The organism is Actinomadura sp. 6N118, assembly GCF_044326415.1.
Lineage (GTDB): Bacteria > Actinomycetota > Actinomycetes > Streptosporangiales > Streptosporangiaceae > Spirillospora.
Window position 1 is genome coordinate 1 of sequence record NZ_JBIRAZ010000053.1, and the last position, 18,179, is coordinate 18,179.

General features: G+C 71.3%; 20 protein-coding genes. 10 read left to right on the plus strand and 10 right to left on the minus strand.

What is annotated here, in order from left to right:
* Positions 1-459 precede the first annotated feature (459 nt).
* Positions 460-747 carry a hypothetical protein gene (locus ACH34W_RS54880; RefSeq protein WP_395969262.1) on the plus strand — a complete coding sequence of 96 codons (288 nt, stop codon included), beginning with the start codon at positions 460-462 and terminating at the stop codon, positions 745-747.
* Between the two features lie 69 nt (positions 748-816).
* Here ACH34W_RS54880 and mobC read toward each other — a convergent pair whose 3' ends face one another.
* Positions 817-1,338: a plasmid mobilization relaxosome protein MobC gene (gene mobC / locus ACH34W_RS54885; RefSeq protein ID WP_395969263.1), complete on the minus strand. Its 522-nt coding sequence runs from the start codon at positions 1,336-1,338 to the stop codon at positions 817-819.
* Between the two features lie 871 nt (positions 1,339-2,209).
* Here mobC and ACH34W_RS54890 point away from each other — a divergent pair.
* The gene (locus ACH34W_RS54890) at positions 2,210-2,710 is read left to right on the plus strand and encodes a hypothetical protein (protein ID WP_395969264.1); all 501 of its coding nucleotides are present in this window, start codon (positions 2,210-2,212) and stop codon (positions 2,708-2,710) included.
* Between the two features lie 152 nt (positions 2,711-2,862).
* Complete coding sequence (locus tag ACH34W_RS54895; protein WP_395969265.1) at positions 2,863-3,363, plus strand: hypothetical protein; 501 nt, start codon at positions 2,863-2,865, stop codon at positions 3,361-3,363.
* A gap of 274 nt (positions 3,364-3,637) precedes the next feature.
* On the opposite strand, the gene ACH34W_RS54900 is transcribed toward ACH34W_RS54895, so the two are convergent.
* A complete protein-coding gene (locus tag ACH34W_RS54900) occupies positions 3,638-4,573 on the minus strand; it encodes a recombinase family protein (protein ID WP_395969266.1) in 936 nt (311 codons plus the stop codon).
* 163 nt (positions 4,574-4,736) lie between these two features.
* Here ACH34W_RS54900 and ACH34W_RS54905 point away from each other — a divergent pair, with 163 nt between their 5' ends.
* The 5 genes from ACH34W_RS54905 to ACH34W_RS54925 all read left to right on the plus strand — a co-directional run bounded on the left by ACH34W_RS54905 (position 4,737) and on the right by ACH34W_RS54925 (position 7,442).
* Positions 4,737-5,120: a helix-turn-helix domain-containing protein gene (locus ACH34W_RS54905; RefSeq protein ID WP_395969267.1), complete on the plus strand. Its 384-nt coding sequence runs from the start codon at positions 4,737-4,739 to the stop codon at positions 5,118-5,120.
* Positions 5,117-5,701, plus strand: a complete 585-nt coding sequence (locus ACH34W_RS54910; protein ID WP_395969268.1) for a hypothetical protein — start codon at positions 5,117-5,119, stop codon at positions 5,699-5,701. Before ACH34W_RS54905 ends, ACH34W_RS54910 begins: the two co-directional genes overlap by 4 nt.
* A 22-nt stretch (positions 5,702-5,723) precedes the next feature.
* The gene (locus ACH34W_RS54915) at positions 5,724-6,263 is read left to right on the plus strand and encodes a hypothetical protein (protein ID WP_395969269.1); all 540 of its coding nucleotides are present in this window, start codon (positions 5,724-5,726) and stop codon (positions 6,261-6,263) included.
* Between the two features lie 67 nt (positions 6,264-6,330).
* Complete coding sequence (locus tag ACH34W_RS54920; protein ID WP_395969270.1) at positions 6,331-7,011, plus strand: ParA family protein; 681 nt, start codon at positions 6,331-6,333, stop codon at positions 7,009-7,011.
* The gene (locus ACH34W_RS54925; protein ID WP_395969271.1) at positions 7,008-7,442 is read left to right on the plus strand and encodes a hypothetical protein; all 435 of its coding nucleotides are present in this window, start codon (positions 7,008-7,010) and stop codon (positions 7,440-7,442) included. The genes ACH34W_RS54920 and ACH34W_RS54925 overlap by 4 nt, the downstream gene beginning before the upstream one ends.
* 157 nt (positions 7,443-7,599) lie before the next feature.
* Here ACH34W_RS54925 and ACH34W_RS54930 read toward each other — a convergent pair whose 3' ends face one another.
* From ACH34W_RS54930 to ACH34W_RS54965, 8 genes are all read right to left on the minus strand, one after another.
* Positions 7,600-9,138 carry a hypothetical protein gene (locus tag ACH34W_RS54930; protein ID WP_395969272.1) on the minus strand — a complete coding sequence of 513 codons (1,539 nt, stop codon included), beginning with the start codon at positions 9,136-9,138 and terminating at the stop codon, positions 7,600-7,602.
* Between the two features lie 299 nt (positions 9,139-9,437).
* Positions 9,438-9,794, minus strand: a complete 357-nt coding sequence (locus ACH34W_RS54935; protein ID WP_395969273.1) for a hypothetical protein — start codon at positions 9,792-9,794, stop codon at positions 9,438-9,440.
* A gap of 99 nt (positions 9,795-9,893) precedes the next feature.
* A complete protein-coding gene (locus ACH34W_RS54940) occupies positions 9,894-12,332 on the minus strand; it encodes a DNA translocase FtsK (protein ID WP_395969274.1) in 2,439 nt (812 codons plus the stop codon).
* Positions 12,333-12,584: 252 nt separating this feature from the next.
* The gene (locus ACH34W_RS54945; protein ID WP_395969275.1) at positions 12,585-12,935 is read right to left on the minus strand and encodes a hypothetical protein; all 351 of its coding nucleotides are present in this window, start codon (positions 12,933-12,935) and stop codon (positions 12,585-12,587) included.
* Between the two features lie 328 nt (positions 12,936-13,263).
* Positions 13,264-13,689 (minus strand): ATP-binding protein, encoded by a 426-nt coding sequence (locus ACH34W_RS54950; protein ID WP_395969276.1) that lies wholly within the window; start codon positions 13,687-13,689, stop codon positions 13,264-13,266.
* The gene (locus ACH34W_RS54955) at positions 13,689-14,027 is read right to left on the minus strand and encodes a hypothetical protein (RefSeq protein WP_395969277.1); all 339 of its coding nucleotides are present in this window, start codon (positions 14,025-14,027) and stop codon (positions 13,689-13,691) included. The genes ACH34W_RS54950 and ACH34W_RS54955 overlap by 1 nt, the downstream gene beginning before the upstream one ends.
* Entirely contained in the window at positions 14,027-15,415 is a 1,389-nt protein-coding gene (locus tag ACH34W_RS54960) for a hypothetical protein (protein WP_395969278.1), read from the minus strand. Before ACH34W_RS54960 ends, ACH34W_RS54955 begins: the two co-directional genes overlap by 1 nt.
* Entirely contained in the window at positions 15,412-15,879 is a 468-nt protein-coding gene (locus tag ACH34W_RS54965; RefSeq protein ID WP_395969279.1) for a helix-turn-helix domain-containing protein, read from the minus strand. The genes ACH34W_RS54960 and ACH34W_RS54965 overlap by 4 nt, the downstream gene beginning before the upstream one ends.
* A gap of 248 nt (positions 15,880-16,127) precedes the next feature.
* Here ACH34W_RS54965 and ACH34W_RS54970 point away from each other — a divergent pair, with 248 nt between their 5' ends.
* Both ACH34W_RS54970 and ACH34W_RS54975 read left to right on the plus strand, forming a co-directional pair.
* Positions 16,128-16,886 carry a GntR family transcriptional regulator gene (locus tag ACH34W_RS54970; RefSeq protein ID WP_395969280.1) on the plus strand — a complete coding sequence of 253 codons (759 nt, stop codon included), beginning with the start codon at positions 16,128-16,130 and terminating at the stop codon, positions 16,884-16,886.
* A gap of 16 nt (positions 16,887-16,902) precedes the next feature.
* A complete protein-coding gene (locus ACH34W_RS54975; RefSeq protein WP_395969281.1) occupies positions 16,903-18,051 on the plus strand; it encodes a type III PLP-dependent enzyme in 1,149 nt (382 codons plus the stop codon).
* Positions 18,052-18,179: the final 128 nt, after the last annotated feature.

Consider the following 18,179-nt stretch of genomic DNA (forward strand, 5'->3'; position numbering starts at 1 on the left):
CGAGCGACAGAAGGCCCCGACCGCACCTGCGGATCGGGGCCTTCTCGCTGTTCAGCGGAGGTCGCTGGCGGGGGCAGCTCGATGCCGCACCGGGACGAGCGGCTGCCTCTCCGAGCGCAGCGAGCGGGATGGCGGCCGCCGTCTTGGTGCGGCACGCTGCCCCGGCCGCCAGAGGCCGCGCTGAGGGGCGTGCGGGGGTTATGCCTGACATAGCCCATAACTTGCTCGGACATAGCGCCACCACGGCCGTCCGGAAAATCCGCCCTGCTGCTCAGCTACCGCTGTCGGCGTTCGCGATGTTTCGGCAGTGCGCGGCCGCCGGTCGGGCGGCCGGGCCGGGACCGGCCTCCAGGCCGCACGCCCGGCCCGGCCGCCCGACCGGCGGCCGCGCGCTTGATCGGTGAAAGCTCAATTCGGCAACGTGTCGGCGTCGCGTTTGGCGTACGGGAGCATGTGGCGATGGACGCAAGCGATGACCACGCAGTAGCGGTCTCTGAGGCCGTGTCGTTCATCGAGAAGGTGTGGCCGGTGGCCTCTCGACTGGAGACGGCGGGCAACGAGGCGTTGCGCCCAGTGGAGCGCTTGGACCTTGTGCAGGTGGCGTCGCGCCTCCACCTGCTCGCGGACGTGTTGGTCCGGGCCGCTGGCGGAGACAGCACGTTCTCCATCGAGGTCGCAGGCTTCGCCCTTGATGATGAGGCCCGGCAGGCCTACCCGCACGGTCTGTGGCCTGACGCTCGCGAGTGAGCCGGTCGGCTGCGGCGTCGAGCTCGTCGGGTGACATGACGTACGGCTTATTCGGCAACTCGTTCGTCCTCACGTTGTCAGCGCGTCGACGGCGGCGGCCAGGCGGTCCAAGGCGCGCTCGGCGGCCGCGGCTGCGTGCTGGAGTTCGGCGGGCAGCTCGCCGGTGGCGTTGGCGGTCTTGGCGAGCTGGTTGATGTTGACGCCCAGCCGCGCCACGAGGGTCTTGGCGCCGAGGAATTCCACCACCAGGGCGCGCCGCTCGGACGCGGTCATCTGGTGCCGGGCGATCCCGCCGGCGCCGTCCTGGGCACTGGCGGCGGGGTCGGCGGTGGCGGCCTCCACCATGAGCCGTTGCTTGGACACACGGGCCACGATCGCGCGTGCGGCGATCGCCTCGTACTCGGCATCGTTCACGCGCACGGTGATGACGTGACGGCGGCCGCCGGCGCCGCGCGGCAACCGGGCAGCGCCGCTCTCGCGACTGACCACCTTCCGGCCCCGCCGGTCGACTTGCGGGCTCGGCCGGGCCGGACGATCGGCGCGGTGTTCGGCAACGTTCTCGTCGGCGTTGTCGTCGGCGTGGTCGGGCACGCGCAACCCCTTCCCCAGCGGAGCGAACCGCCCTCGTGGGCGGGACCTGATCGAAGATCAGCCGTGATCAGTCTGACTGATCACCTATCTTGCTCCACGGGGTCCTGAGGGGCGCACGGCGGCGCGCTTGTCTACGTCTTCGTCTACGCGCACGTCAGCCCCCAACGCGTGCAGGCGCGAGGGGCCGTAGACGTAGACGTAGACAAACCGCGGCGGCCCCGAGGGGTGCGCGGCCGGGGCGAGATCCTATGGATTTCCATTTCTTGCTTCCGCGCCGATGTGACGTGACGTGACACCGGCGCGGGTGCGCGCCTGGCGGCCGCGCGCAGCTCGTCGCCGGCGGCGCGCTGGTGTCATGTCACGTCCGGCCGGACCGCGCATTGATCGACGGCCTAGGCCGGGATCAGCCGGGCAGGGACGGTCGACCACGACCGCGCGCCTGGCGCGCGACGCGAGGGCGCCCTTGTGCAGATGCGCGCTCCCCAGCGGTGGAGAGGCGCGCACTGAATAAGTCGGCGTGCGCGCCACCCTTGCCGCGCACGGCCTGGCCTGCGCGCACGTGCGCGGCCGCGCACGGCCCGGTGCGACCGGCGCTGCGACCAGCGCTGCGACTGGCGGCGCGACTAGCGCTGCGACCACGGCTGCGACCGGCGCTGCGACTAGGGCTGCGACCGTTGCCCGCCCCGGGCGCACCGCGCAACGCGGCGTGCGCATCGCTCGATCACGCGCGCATCCTGGCGCGCATCCCTGCCGTGCATCGTTGACGCCGGCGCGCGCACGAACTCCCTTGCCGGGCGCGCGGCGGCAAGGGTCTGGCAAGGGGAGAGTCCCTGGCGAGACTTCTCGTTCACCAGCGGCTCATGCTGGAAGGGTGAGTGAGTCCGACGACGACTACCGGCTGGCCGAGGTGAGGCGCGCGGTGGACGGGGCGATCGATGCGCTGACCGCCTATCGGCGCGTTCTGGATGCCGGGCGCCATCACGAGCCCGCCGCGCTCGGCAAGTTGGTTCAGGCCGGGGGACTGCTGGCGACCACGCTCGTCGACGACCTGACCCGGCTCTACGCCAGCGACGGCCTTGACGGCCATGACCTGCTGGATGCGGCCGAGGCTGTCGTCAACGAGCTCGGCACCGCGCCGACCGGGTTCGCCACCAGCATCGACGCGACATACCACGAGCGGATGAAGCGGGCGACCGCGATCATGCTCGCCCGGCTGTGGTCCACCGGGCGGCTGCTCGGCCCCGTGCCGATCGAGGCGTGGCCGTCGGCAGAGCTGGCCCGGCTACTGCTGCCCGCCGTCGAACAGCACGCCGACGCGATCTCTGTCGAGGATGAAATCGACCGGCTGCTCGGCGACGACGACGGGCGATGAGGTCGAGGGCCCGAGGGCCGTAAGTCGGACTTACGCTATCTCTCGCTCCGGGATGATCATGGCCGCGCGTGGCGATGGCGCCACCGCGCGTGCGTAACGATTCGTGATGATCTGCGGGCGCGCCGTGCCCCCGGGCGGCGAGGATGCCGGGCATGACCGATCACGATGAGGAGCCGACCTGGCGGCCGGTGCGCGACGTCGGCATGATGACCACGGTCGTGGCCGAGCAGCTCGCGCACTCCAAGGAGATGCTGGAGATGTTCGAGCAGGCCCGCCCCGACCGCCCGAACGCGCGAGTGCTGGACGACCACACCGTGGCCGAGACCCGCCGGGTGTACGGGCAGATGGCCGCCGACTATGAGGAGCTGTTCGGCGAGCAGGGCCGCCGCTGGCAGGCCCTCACCCTGGGCAAGGCCACTCGCCGCCTCGTCGACGCCTACGTCGCCGTGGTCGACGAACACCGCCAGGTCCTCGCCGACATCCTCGCGTTGAACGAGCAGATCGCCGAGTGGACCATCGAGAAGGTCATGGCCACCGGCGACGCCGAACTCGGCCTGCGCTCCCTGGCGATGACGCTCGGCGCCCAGCACGGCGCGGGCAGCCCGGGGCCGTACGGGCCGTTCGGCGGCACCGGTCGCGCCCCGCGCCCGTGACCTGGGCATGTATCACCTGGTTCGGGTGATACATGGGTACGCCGAGATCGTTTCGTTCCGCTTTATCAAGAGGACAGCAGGGGACACGCGGGGGGGACACGTTCCGTCTCCCCGGGGGGACGAGGTTCCGTGACGGCGTTCCGAACGGATCATTTCCGCAGGTACATTCACCCGTACATTCGGCCCTACATTCGGGTGTACATCCCGTGTGTATAGGTAGCCATGCAGACCACCGCAGGCCAGGACCGGTTTCCGGCGGCCGCCGTCCGTGCAGTTAACCCCCCTGGCGGAGGGTCTTCGCTGGGATGACGGCGCGGAGGCGTTCGAGCGCGTCGGCCAGGGACGGCAGCGGCACCTGGGCGGGGGCAGCGGCACACACCGCCGCGGCGGCCGTCAGGAGCTCCTTGAGGGGGCCGTCTCCGGTGGCGCGGGCGAAGGCCTCGGCGAGCCGGTCCAGCGGCGGGTTGAGCACGGCCAGGCCGCCGGACAGGTTCTTGCCCGCCCAGTCGGCGACGTCCTCGACGGCGTCGAACAGCTCGTCCCGGTCGACCTCGTCCGCGTCGACCTCGTCCAGGTCGGGGCCGTGCACGGCGGCGGCCGCGGCGGGTTGCGTCACGGGAGCCGTGGCGTTGCCGGCGAGCGCGGCGTAGGCGGTGGACCGGCCGATCTTCAACGTCCGGGCGGCCTCGGTGACGCTCTTGCCGTCCTCGTTGACCATGCGGCGCAACTCGTCGAGCTCGGCCGGGCCGATCGAGCGCGGCCTGCCGATGTGCTTCTTGCCCTGCAGCATCGCCCCCTCGGCCTGGCGGCGCTGGGCGGCGGCGATGCCCTCGGCCTGGCGTTCGGCGCGCAGCTCGTTCTCGTACTCGGCAGCGGCGGCCAGGACCGCGAACATGAACCGGCCCTCCTTGGTGTCCAGGTCAAAGTTCTCGGTCAGCGACACGACCTTCACGCCACGGTCGCGCAGCTCGTTGACCGTGGTCAGCACGTGCCCGGCCGACCGGCCCCACCGATCGGACTTCCAGAACTTCAGCGTGTCGCCGTCGACCGGCCGGGTGATCAACGCTTCCCACTCGGGCCGGTCGACGCCGCGCTTGCCCGACTCCTTCTCGGTAACCAGCTCGTCGTAGCCGCTGGCCTCCAACGCGTCGAGCTGGAGCTGCGGATTCTGATCGCGCGTCGAGACCCGCGCGTACGCCCACACCGTCATCGAGACTCCCGCCGTCCAGAAACGTTTACTTTTCTGGACACCGTAGCGACCTGCGTCGACACCGTCCAGAAACCCCCGTCCAAAAAATCAGGCACTGATTCCTTCCCATGCGCTAGGAGGCTCGCGTACGCTAGGCGCCTAGCGCATGGGAGGAGTTGGGGAGATGACCAAGAGACAGACCGGACAGATCGACGACGGCACCCTGGAGGGCCTGCGCAACGGAGACCCGCACGCGTTGGTCGATCAGAAATTGATCTCGGCTCAGAACTACGTGGTGGTGGAGCGGGCGGGCTACAACCGAGCCCTGGCGCACCGAGCGCAGGTCATCGCGCTGGCGCACGCGGCCGGCTGGACCAAGTACCGGATCGCCAAGCGGCTGGGCATCACCCGGCGCGCGGTCGACGAGGCGCTGGAACGGCCGGTGCTGAGTCCCGATGAGTTCATGGCGGCCGAGGTCGAGAAGAACGGCGGCCACGAGGACCTGGTCACCCGCCGCCTCCGGGAGCTGGTCACCGGTCAGTCCACCGACGAGAAGAGCGAGCGATGACCGACAGCACCGAGAAGACAACGACCAAGACCGTGACCACCAGCGAGCAGCAGATCAGCAGGCACCTGGCGCGGCACCGGGCGCTGTACGCGCCGAGCGTTGTCGCCGAGGCCGCCGCGTTCCTGGACGACCTGCTGGCCGTCGCCGACCGGCACGGCGTCGACCCCACCGCCGAGGCGGCGGGCTGGCTGGTCACCGCAGCCGCCGAGTCGATCAGCCCCCGCTACGGCCGCCCGCCAGTCGAGCGGACCGTCGCGCAGGTGCGCGAGCTCACCGCCGCGCTGGACGCCGAATGCGACCGGATCGGCCTCACTCGCGCCCTCCCGGCCGGCGGCCGCGATGCCACCACCGTCGCCGTCGCCCCCGCCCCGGGCGGCCCCACCTGGGGCATCAGCCCCACCGGCCTGGCCGTGCGGATCTACACCGACGCCGGATGGGACCTGACCATCAACCAGGCCCGCACCCCCGCGATCTCCATCTACGCGCCCGCCACCCCGGACGGTGCCCGCGAGGTCGCCCGGATGCTCGATCGCATCCTGCACGGCCGCGCACCCGACCCATTCCGCGACCACCACCGGTAACCCAGCCAAAGGATCACGACCCATGCAAGAGCATCAACTGCCGACCTGGAACGGCATCGTCGACAACGCGCTCGGCGAGCTGGACGCCTCCCGCAACGGCCTCGCCGAGGCGGCGAGCTGGCTGCGATCGGACTGGCGACCGCTGGGCAGCCCGCTGCCCGACAGCGCCGGCGACGCCCGGATCCGGGCGATGGAACTGATCGGGCAAGCCAAGGGCCTGATCGACGAGGCCAAGGGCGAGCTGTACGACGCGCGACGCGGAACCGCGGCGGCCTCGTCCCCGGCCTCCGCCGGCGCGGGGGCCGAACAGCAGATCCGCACCGCCTACGCCCGGCTCGCGAGCCGGCCCCAGGAGTGGGTCACGCTGACCGCGCTGCGAGCCGAGCTGCCGCACATCCCGCGCGAGGCGCTGGACGCCGAACTGGTGCGGCTGGCCCTGACGCCCACCGTGCACCTGGCGCCGGAGGCCAACCAGCGGACGCTCACCGACGCCGACCGCGCGGCCGCCGTCCGGTCGGGCGGGACTGCTCACAGTGAGATCCGGTGGTCGGCCCTGAGGTGACACGCTGGGATGACAGTCCCGTAGTCCCGGAACTGCGGAACTGCGCGGTCCCGGTACGGTGCGCCCCATGACGGAGACCAGAACGTGGACGCTGCCCGCCGAGGGTCGGCGCGTGGGACTGATCGGTAAGGGCGGGAGCGGCAAGAGCACGATCGCCGCGCACCTGCTGGCGTGGTGGGCGCGCAGGGGCGTCGAGGCCGTGGGCGTGGACATGGACATCCCCGGGGACGATGAGCACGGCAGCCTGTACGCGTGGGCGTCGCTGACCGACGTCGGCGCTCCGGTGTACCCGGCGCCGGCGCACACCCGCCTCGCTCAGGAGTCGCAGCGCCTCACCCCAGCGGGGGGACTGGGGTTGCTGGACACCGGCGCGTGGCACCGCAAGGCCGGCGGTCCGCACTACAGCGTGCTGTCCGCGGTGGACCTGGCGGTCCTGACGCTGCAGCCGACCGAGATGGAACTGGAGCGGGCCGGGTCGGTGCTGACCGCACTGGAGCACCTGGAGTCGGTCGGCGCACACGTCCCCGACTTTGTGATCTTGTTGACGATGGTCAACAACAGCGCGGCCTCGCCTGCCGAGACCCGCGAGGCGCTGACCAGCAACGGGTACCGCGTGCTGACCACTGAGGTCCCCCGGCAGGACAGCCGCCAGGGCTACGCGCAGGCGTTCGGCAAACCGCCCCGACTGATCATCGGGGACGCGATGGACTCCCTGTCCGTCGAGCTGCTGGAGGCGATCACTCGATGACGGGGTCGACCGACACCGACGGCAAGACGCCCAAGGGCAAGGGCGCGGCAAGCAAGGGAGCCGAGAGCAAGGGCGCGACCCTCAACCGCGGGCGGTCCAGCCGCCGGCCCGATGGCCCGGCCCGGCCCTCGGCGGTGCCGCTGCCGGACATGCCCGAGCCCGAGGCCGCCCCGGTCGACGACGGCCAGGACGACCACGCCCCTCGACGACGCCAGGTCTCAGCCGGGCGGGCCGCGCCGGGCCATGGCCGCCGTGGGCACCTGCGCAAACTCAGCCTGGAGTTGACGCCCGACGATCACGACCGCCTCAAGTTCTGGCTGCTCAACGCGTTCGGTGGCGACGCCAAAGCGACGCCGGTCTTGCGGGCCCTCCTCGCCGAGGCCTACGCCGATCCCGCGCTCACCGAACGCGTCCGGCGACGTCTCCAGTAGTCCCGGGACTGCGCAATCCCGGGATTGAGGAACAGAGAACCGGCCCTGACCTGCGGTTACGCGGCCGTTCGGACGTAACTTCGATTATGACCGAGGTCCCGGCTTGCCCCGGTTTGCACCCGGACAAGATCGGACATGTCCTCATAGGTCGTGATCTTTACGGCGTAAAGCTGAGCGCCTCGATGGGGTCGGCGCCGAGGAAGGCTCGGGCGGCGGCGAGCTGGGCGAGCTCGTGGTCGTCGAGGGGGCGGTCGGCGTCGCAGGTCGGGCAGCGGCCGCCGGGGGTGAAGCGCTCGGTGCCGCAGGTGGCGCACACGGCGGGGTCGTGGCGGTTGGCGCGCAGGGCGGCGCCGATGGCGCGCAGGGCGTTGAAGTGATCGCGAGGCCCGGTCAGGGGGCGGCCCTGGGCGATCTCGCGGGCGGCCGCCAGGATCGCGGGCGGCGCGAAGCCCTCGGCCAGCAGCGCGTCGATGCGCTGGGACATCTGGGCCCGCACCCAGCCCGGCGCGCCCGTCGTCAACTCGCCGGGCAGCTCCCGCAAGATCGCCCGGGCCTGCTGGCTCGCCTTACGCGGCCCTGAGCGCGCCGTAGAGCGCCTAGAGCGCGTCGCCGAGGGGATCGGACCGGTCGGGGCGCCCTCGGCGCCCCTGAGGGCCCCTGAGGGCTTCTCGGTGCCGTGCCGCGCGCCGGAGGAGGCTCGATCATCGTTGTGGCTCGGTGCCGCTTGCGGCGCCGCGTGGCTCGCGTTCGCGTCAGCTACCTGAGCGCTCCTGACGGAGCGAACCACGAGCGGATCTTCTCTCCTTGGGCTCTCCTGTAGGAGCTCTCCTATTGGTCCTGGAAACCCGATTGTGGGGCTGACCTGCACAGACGCCGTGTTTTCGCAGGTGGTGCGGTGTTCCTGGAAACCCGGTTCTGGAAACCCGATTGTGGGGCTGACCTGCACAGACGCCGTGTTTTCGCAGTTCACTACACGGATGCCGGTGGCGGGGTTGTCCACAGCGTCGGCGGGGTCGGTCATGGTCGGCTCGGGCGGCGGGGCGGTGCGGAAGGTCAGCCGCCACGACAGACGCCCGGCGTCGTCGCGGACCCGGGTCCGTACCGCGTGCCCGGCCGCCAGGAGCTCGTTCAGCGCCGTGGTGGTGGCCTCGGCGCCGTCGGGGCGGCGGCGGGCCAGCGCCTTGATGCCGCCGCGGTGCACGGCCACGGTGACGCCGTGCAGCGTGGCGCCCTCGGCCAGCTGCTCGGTGAGCAGGCCCCGGGCCCGGTAGGACAGCGCGAGGCTGCGGGCGATCTCCCACGGCACGAACACGAACCCCTCGGCCCCCTCGGCGACGCCGGCGGGCGCGGCGGCCCGGTTGAGGGCGTAGCGGGTCTCCCAGCCGTGCACCTCCAGGGCGCTGACCGGGACGATGTACCCGGCCTGGCGGGCCTCGGCGGCCGCCGCGTACAGCGCGTCGCGCCCCTCGACGGCCGAGTGGTCCCGGGTTGCCTCGTAGATCTCGCGCAGGGTGAAGGTGCGGCCGGGGCGGTGTGTCCACAACTCGCCAACGAACCCCCGCGCGCGGCGGCTGAGCCGCTGGTCACGTGCGACGGAGCGGGGCAGCGGAGGCGTCTTGGCGTCCGGCGCGTCACCCGGGGAGGTTGTTGCGCTGTCACCCTCGTGGGGTACCTTTGCGAAGAAACCGCGGGCCATTGAGGCCCCCTTCTGCGTTGTGGGGCATCAGCGGCGAAATCAACTTTGGCGAGATGGATCGTCGCTGAGGCCCAAGGTTGAGCCCCCGGCATTTATGCCGGGGGCTTTCAATTTTGAAAGCCGAGACATTTCCTACGGCTTCCGATGCCTAAAGGCAAATACCTCACGCGCTTTTCGCCGAAATTTCTTCGCTGCCGGATGCCGGGCGGTTGAGCGAACCGCGAGGTCACCTCGCCGGAGTCCCGAAGGGACTCCGGCGTAAAACCGCGCGAGTCGCTCCCTGGCGTGTCGCGATCAAGTCACCTCTCGCGGGTGGCGGCGGCCTCGGCCAGGAGACCGAGGGCCTCACTGGCTTGGGCCAGGGCCTGGTGGGCGACCTCGCGCGCCTCCTCGTCGAGCCGCACGTCGAAGTCGAAGGCGGACAGGATGTGGTGGACCCGGCCGCTGGTGGTCATGATCAGGGCGAGCAGCGCGGTGACGTGCGAGCGCCGCATGTCGTCGATCTCGTCCGGCAGGCCCTCAAGGTCGTCGGTCGCTTCACCGAAGGTCACCAGCGCGCCGATGAGGTCGGCGGCGACCGGGAAGTCGTCGGCGAGCTGCTCGCCGAGCTCGGCGATCTGATCGCGGTCGAGGTCGAGATCTTCCATCGTGGACATGGCAGTTCCCTTTCTGTTGGGTGCGGGTTCGTGCTGGTCAGCAGTTGGATGATTCCGGGACTGCGGGATCCCGGGATTCCTCAGTCCCGGTAGTGAGGGTCAGTCGGCGGCGTGGTCCTGGCCCTCGTCGACGTCGGTGTCGGGGCGAGACAGTTGCCAGCCGCCGCCGGCGGCGGCGCGCTCGACGCGTCCGGCGTCCTTGAGCGCGTTGAGGTGGCGGAACAGGGTGGGCTTGCTGGTCTCGACCGCGGCGAGGATGTCCCGCCAGGCCAGAGGCCCGCCGTCGTGCGCGTGCAGCACGGTGATGATCTGCTCAGGGATCGGCGGGGTGTCGTCGACGGGCGTGTGCTCGGGCTGGGGTTGCTGCTCGGCGGCGGCCGGGGCGGTGGTGTCGGCGGGCAGCTCGTTGGCGGGTGCGGGGACGCGGGCCTTGCGGGCCTGGGCGATGCAGTGCCGCACGATCCGCTTGATCTCGTTGTCGGAGACGAACGAGTTCTGCAGCCGGACCGGCGCGGTGCCCGAGCTCAGCCACAGCGCGTCGCCCTTGCCGAGCAGCTTCTCGGCGCCGACCTGGTCGAGGATCACCCGGCTGTTGCCGTTGCTGCTCACCGCGAACGCCAGCCGGGCCGGGACGTTGGCCTTGATCAGTCCGGTGACCACGTCCACCGAGGGGCGTTGGGTGGCCAGCACCAGATGCAGGCCGGCCGCGCGGGCGAGCTGCCCGATCCGCACGATCGCGTCCTCGACGGGAGAGTCCTTGCCGTCGCGGGTGACCATCATCAGGTCGGCGAGCTCGTCGACGATCACCACCAGGAACGGCAGCTCCTCAGCGGCACGCGGCCCGTCGCCGTCGTCGACGGCGGGCGCCTTCCCCGCGCGCACCAGCGCGTTGTAGTCGGTGACGTGCCGGACCCCGGCGTGCTCCATCAGGTCGTAGCGGCGGTCCATCTCCCCGGTGACCCACTCCAGGGCCTCGATCGCCTTGTGCGGGTTGGTGATGATCGGGGTGAGCAGGTGCGGGATGCCCGCGTAGGGGGCGAACTCGACGCGCTTGGGGTCGATCAGGATCATGCGGACCTGGCGGGGAGTGGCGCGCATCAGGATCGAGCAGATCAGGCCGTTGATCGCGGTGGACTTGCCCGCGCCGGTCGCCCCGGCCACCAGCACGTGCGGGGCGCGCGCCAGGTCGGTGACGATCATCTGGCCGGTGACGTCCTTGCCGAGCGCGACCACCAGCGGGCCCGGGTTACGCGCGGCCGCCGGGTCACGCAGCACGTCCCCGAGCGTCACCATGTCGCGGTTGCGGTTGGGCACCTCGACGCCGCACGCGGCCTTGCCCGGGACGCGTTCCAGCATCCGGACCGGCTGCTCGGAGTCGAGCTTGAGCCGCATCGTCAGCGTCTTGCCGAGCTTGATCCACTCCTCGACCTTCACGCCGGGCGCGAGGGTGACCTCATACCGGGTGACGGCGGCCGCGCGGGTGTGTCCGGTGACCTTGGCGTCGAGCTTGTACTCGGTGAGGACCTTGGCGATCCGGCGGGTGATGATCTCGGCCTCGCGGGCGTCGCCGCGCCCGGCCGGCGCCGACTTCAGCAGCTCGGCGGCCGGGAGCCGGAACCCGCCGGCCGCTGCCGGGGCGGCGCCGTCGTCCACGATCGGGATGCCCTCGGGCGGCGTGACGTCGGGATCGGGCTCGGACGTCGCCACCTGTGGCCCGGCGTCGCCAGCGCCGTCCTCGGCGGCGGCCTGGCCCTCGCCGTCGTGGGCGGCGCGGGCCTTGGCGGCGGCCTTCTCGGCGTCCCTGCCCACCAGCCAGCACACCACCACGTACACCGCGGGGCCGATCACCACGACGATCGGGTACAGCCCGATGGTCTTCACCCCGACCACCACGCCGAACGCGGCGGCGCCGCGGCGCCACCAGCGCTTGCGGCCCCGGGCGCGCTCGAGGTCGTCGGCAGTGACGCCCGGCCCGTCGACGCTCAGGCCGGTGTCCCGGTCGGCGCCGTCGCCGTCGGACCGGCGGCGGGCCCTGCTCTCGGCACGGCGGCCGGCCTCCTCGATGGTGCGGCGCTGGCGGCGCTCGCGGCGTTCCTCGGCGGGGAGCTCGGCCTCGGCGGCCCGCTCGGCCGCGCGGGCCATGGCGACCTCGCGCGCCAGCTCGGCCTCGGCGACGTCCTCGGCGGCCAGCCACGCCCGGCTCCACGCGACCGCCACGCCGTGCCCGCTGCGGACCTGGCCCCACTGCGCGGCCGCCAGGCGGCGCGCGGCCTCCCCGGTGGTCTCGCCGACTCCCCCGCCGCCGGGGCTGTCCGTCTGGCCGTCGTCGTCGGTGTGCTTGCGGAGATCGACCTTGCCGCCGGCGCCCGGGTCGGCGCCGAAGGCCTCGGCGTACAGCTGCTCGGGGTCGTCGGTGACGCCGTTGCGCCGGTCCCACCACCCCTCGATGCGATCACGGATGCGGTCACCGAGCGTGAGCTTGTACGGGGACGCCGGGACCGGGTCGGGCACCGGCGGACGGTCGTGTGAGTTGGTCATCGCGGGCCTCCGTGGGGTCCGGTCGGCGTGCTCTGGAAGGGGGGTCCCGTGCGGTCTCACGGGGTTGTCTCAGGGGTGCGCCTCGCGCGCGCGCGCGTAGGGCGCGAAAATCGGGGGTCTTGGCGGGGTGAGACCGGGCCGTGAGACCGGGCCGTGAGACTCGCCCTGTGCGGCCCGGTGGGCGAGGGCCGGGCGGCGCCCGCGGGGCAGGCGCCGCCCGGCCGTCTCGATGCCCAGTCCGGTCACGGTCGGTTACCGGCTGACCGGGGCGGTGACGGAGGTGAACACGTTCGCCAGGCTGTTGCCCAGCGATCCGGACACCTGCAGCGTGGTCGCGCCGATCACGCTGCCGGACAGCAGCACGCCCATGATGAACGTGATCACCAGCGGGCCCGGCTTCTGCTTCTTGACCTTGACGAAGTGGTAGACCAGCCAGGCCAGCAGGATGATCACGATGGACAGCGCCTCGGGGCCGCCCGGCACTTGCTGCGGAGCCTGCTGCGGTGGCGGCGCCGCCACCGGGACGCCCACCACGGCGGTGGTGGCCGTGACGGGCGAGGTCAGGGACGTCATGATGAGGAACTCCTTCGGTTGTGTGGTCATGGCCTGGGGATGCGGGGCCGGTCCGGGCAAGGGACCGGCCCCGGCTCACCGCAGGGCTTCCGCGATGGCCTCCAGGTCGACCGATCCGGCGCTGGCGGGCCACAGCGCGTAGAGCACGAATCCGGCCGCGATGGCGATGACGAGCTTCATGAATCCGCTCCGTTCAGAGACTTCAGGGATGTGTGTTTGTGCTGGTAGGGCTAGGGATGTCACTTGAGGAAGAAGCTGGCCGCAAACAGCACGCCCGCGATGATGAGCAAGATCTCCATGGCTCCCCTCCTCTCAAGGTCCGGGGATCGGGGGATCGGGGGATTGGGTGGGGGGAGAGTCAGCGCTCACACGCGCTGTAGCGGGCCAGGTCGAACGACGCGGTGACGGCGCCACCAGGGACGATGCCGACGTGCGCGCCGAGGCCGCGCAGGATCGCCAGGCCGCGGCCGCCCTCGGCGTCGACGCCGGGCATCCGCGTCCCGTTCGGGATCGAGATGGGGGAGGGGTCGGGGTTGTCGACGCGGAGGAGGGCCGCGTGACCGTCGATGACCTCGAACGACACGGTGAACGTGCCGCCGTTGGTCGCGGGCGTGCCGTGCCGGATGGCGTTCGTGGCCAGCTCGGATGCCGCCAGCTCCAGGTCCTCCACCAGGCCGCCGGGCAGGCCGGCGGCGTGCGCCTGGTCCACGACGAACGCGCGGGCGGCGGCTACTCCGGCGGGAGCTGACCGGTACACCTCACGGGCCGGATTCGCAGTGGCCATCACGGCTTCACCACCCCGTTGATCTGGCCGTTCACCGGGTCGCCGGTGACCAGGTCCAGCGCGATCTGTCCGGCGCACAGGCCGCACCGCTCCCACGGCTGCATCCGGTGCGCCTTGGTGGCGCGGCACCGCTGGTCAGCCGGGACGGCCGCGCTGATCTGGCGCACGTGTGCGTCCACGTCGGCCTGAGCCATCGAGCGGGACGCGTGCGGCACCGCATCCAGGCCACACGGGCAGGTCAGGAGGTAGGTCCAAGATCCGAGGCTCAGGAAGCGCTCGACCTTGGGCAGGTGCCGCACCGGCCAGGCCGGCGCCGTCGTGGTCGTCGTGGTGGTCATCACGGCCTCACCACCCCGTTGATCTGGCCGTTCGCGGGGCCCGCGTTCAGGCGGGCGTGCTCGGGCAGCGTGCGGCGAAGGTCGCGGTACAGGTCCAGCACGGTCTTGGCCCGGTCGAACCGGACGCCGAGCGCGGTCTGCGTCGTGCGGATCGACGGAACGCCGTCCGGCGCGTCGACTTCACCGGCCGCGACCATGTCGTACAGCCGCCAGGCCAGCGCGTCATCGGTGGAGGTCCGGACCGAAGGCGCGGGAGGGTTCTTCACGATCTCCGGGACCGCCACACCCTTGTTCGGGCGCTCCGTGCGGAACGGCCGCGGCGGGATCCAGTCCCAGATCACGGTCTCGTCGTCATCGTCGCCAGGCGCTTCCGAACCCTGCTTCCCGGCCTGGTCAGCAGTGGAACGCGGGGCCTCGGAAGCACCCTCGGAAGGCTCGGAAAATTCCGGGACTGCGGTATCCCGGGATTCCTCAGTCCCGGGACTGCTCACCTGGGAAACGGTCTCGGTCGTGGTCTCGACCGGCGCCGCGCTCGCGGTGTCGGTGCTGGTCAGCGCAGGGGCGCGCAGGTCCATGTCGGCCAGCAGAGGCACGGCCTGGCCGTGCTCGTCGTGCCAGGGGTCAGCATCGGAGATGGACTTGTCGATGCTGCCGATCAGGTGCGCGACGACGGCGGCACCGACCGGTCCGAGCAGGTGGGCGAACATGCTGCCCGGGACCGCCCACCAGCTGTCCACGTGCGAGCCGGGCGCCGGGACGGCGGCGATCAGGTTCAGGAACACCGAGATCGTGAGGCAGGCGGCGCCGATCCGCTCGGCCGAGGTCGACAGGCGGCCGCCGGAGGCGGCCAACCGTGCGCGGACCACGATGATCCAGCACACCGTGCCGATCAGGAGAGCTTCCAGGCCCCACAGTGCCCACCACACCGGGCTGCCGGAGTCCACGTTCATCAGCCGCGATGCCCCGGCCTGAACGCCCGTGGTGCTCCACAGGCCGAAGCCCACCAGGAGCGGCACCAGGACCTTGACGTTCAGGACGCGCAAGTGCTCCAGGCGCAGCGCGCGGGCCTCGCCGGATCGGTGCATCAGGGACTTGATCCGGGTGCGCTCACCGGCGCCCCGGAACTCGCGGTACAGCGCGGACAGCTCGGCGTTGGCGCGGACCTCGGCCCGCCGCTCGACACGCGCGAGCTCGGCCAGGTCCAGATCTTCGGCCACATCCGCGCGGGCCCGGTCAAAGCCGGCTCCCGCACGCGTCTGCGCGAGCTCATGCACACGCCGCGCGTCATCAAGCGCTCGCTCGCGCTCCAGCTCGGCGGCCAGCTCGGCCGGGTCGGTGATCGGCGGGGGCCCGTCGACGACGGGCGTCTTGCGGAGCGCCATCTTCATGCCGATACCTCCAGCGCCCTGGCGGAGTAGCTGGCCAGCGTGTCGCCGTCACGGGCGATGTGCTCGTGCATTGCGGTGAGGCGCTCGCGCAGTCCTGCACCGCACTGGTAGCGGTCCAGCTCGGCCAGCAGCGCCACCAGTTCGGCGTGCACGTCCGCCAAGATGTCGAGGCGGTGCCGCATGATCTGTTCGCCCGACGTCATGCCCGCGTGCTCGTTGTACGGCGGGCAGGGACGCGGTTTGATGATCGGAGACGCGTCGGCGGCGAGGGCCTGGCGCAATGCGGCCTGGACCACGGATTCGCGGCAGCGGAGGTGACCTCCGGGGGTCCGGACGGCGTCGAGTCTTCCGGCCTTGATCCACCGGACCACCGTCTTGGGCTCGACGCGGAAGAGCTTTGCGATCTCCTCTGTGACGAGCAGGCGGTCGTTCTCTTCGGTCCGCTGATCGGGGAGTCTGTTCACGGGTCGTGTCCTCCTTGGAATGGGCTGGTAGCGACCCAGCGGCCTCGGCGGTGGCATCCGCCGAGGCCGCCCTTGTGCAGGCGCGGGAAATCGGACACCCGCACCCACGAGCGACCTGCAAACACCAAAGGATTGGTGTATCGCCTAGAGTGGCCCTCCAGCGTCCACCTGTCAAGGAACACCAAAGGATTGGGGTTATGCCTTAGGGTGTGAGTTAGGTGGACCTAAGGAAGCGAGGGAGTTCCAACGTGCAGAAACTCGGATACCGCGAGATCGCGGGGGCGATCCGCAAGGAGATCGTGGAGGGCGGCGCCTTCCCGACAGGATCGGTGTTGCCTCCGGTGCCCGAGCTGGCCGAGCGGTTCAACGCGTCGCCCAGCTTGATCAACCGGGCGATGCAGATCCTGGCCGGTGAGGGCCTTGTCCGCCCTCAGCAGGGCCGGGGCACGAAGGTGACATGGATGCCGCCGCGCGTGCACAGCGCGGCCCGCTTTGCCCGCAGCCGCCGCGAGGGCGATGGTGCGCGAGGGGCGTTCGACGCCGAGATCAAGGCGATCGGGCTGGAGCCCAAGCACGAGATCACCACCGAACACGCGGCGCCGCCGGCGCGGGTGGCCGAGGCGCTCGGCCTTCCGGCCGGAGAGGTCAACTGCCTGGTCCGCCGGAGGCGACTGCTGGCCAGCGGGATCCCTGTCGTGCTGAACGAGTCCTGGTTCCCGTTGGAGATCGCCGAGGGGACCGTGCTGGAAGAGCAGGGCCCGGTCATCGTCGGCGGTGTGAAGAGCGCGCTCGCCGATCTCGGGTTTCAGCAGGTCGAGGCTGATGAGGAGATCGTCAACCGGCTGCCGACCGATGAGGAGGCGCTCGCCCTGGAGATCAGCCCGGAGCGGACCGTGTTCGACATCATCCACACTGGCCAGACGGCTGACGGGCGCGTGGTCGAGGTGACCATCACGGTCACTCCGGCGCACCTCCTGGTGATCAAGTCGACCATCCCCTTGACCTGAGCGGAGAACAGCAACAATGATCACGGGCCCTGTACGGCGTTGCGCGGCGGAGCTGGCCGCCGCCGAGGAACTGCCTGCCTTCGTGTACGACCTGGCCGCGTTGCGGGACCACGCGGCGGACATCCGGGAAGCGCTGACCTCACCGGGCGCGCCGGAGATCTTCTACGCCGCAAAGGCGAACCCGGACGCGCCGATCCTGGAGACGCTCGCCCCGTACGTCGACGGGATCGAGGTGGCCTCCGGTGGCGAGCTGGAGCACGTGCGCCGAGTCCTGCCGAACGCGCGGCTGGCGTTCGGCGGGCCCGGCAAAACCGACAGCGAGTTGGAGCTCGCGCTCAACCTCGGCGTCGAGCGCATTCACGTGGAAAGCCCTCGCGAGCTGACCCGTCTCGCCGCCCTCGCCGACGGCCGTCCGGTCGAGGTGCTCCTGCGCGTGAACTTGGCCGGCGACCGCAGCGGGGTCGCGTTGGCGATGTCCGGGCCGTTCGGCATGGACCCCGTGCTCGTCGACGCCTGCCACGACATCCTGGCGGCGGCGCCGCACATGCGGCTGCGCGGCATCCACGCCCACCTGGCCTCCGGCCTGGACGCCCCAGCCATGCTTCGGCAGTCCACCGAGATCCTCGACTGGGCGCGGCCCTGGCTCGACAAGGCTGGCGTCACCGCACCCGAGTTCAACCTGGGCGGCGGCATGGCCGTCGACTATGCCGACCCCACCTCCCGGTTCGACTGGCCGCACTACGGCCGCCAGGTCGCCGCGCTCGCCCTGCCGGGCGAAACGCTGCGGATCGAGCCAGGCCGGGCCGTCTCCGTCTACGCCGGGTGGTACGTCACCGAGGTTCTGGACCTCAAGCGCGCACACGGCGAGTGGTATGCGGTCTTGCGCGGCGGCACCATGCACATTCGGACTCCGGTGACCAAGCAGCACAACCAGCCGTTCACCGTGCTCAGCCGCGCCGAGAACGGTCCAGAGGTGAGCGGCGAACCGGTCACCTTGGTCGGCCAGCTGTGCACGCCGAAGGACGTCTTCGCGCGCCAGGTTCCCGTCGACCGCATCGCCGAGGGCGATCTGATCGCGTTCGCGATGGCGGGGGCGTACGCGTGGAACATCTCCCACCACGACTTCCTGATGCACCCCAAGCCGACGTTCCGATACCTCGACTAAACGAGCGACAGAAGGCCCCGACCGCACCTGCGGATCGGGGCCTTCTCGCTGTTCAGCGGAGGTCGCTGGCGGGGGCAGCTCGATGCCGCACCGGGACGAGCGGCTGCCTCTCCGAGCGCAGCGAGCGG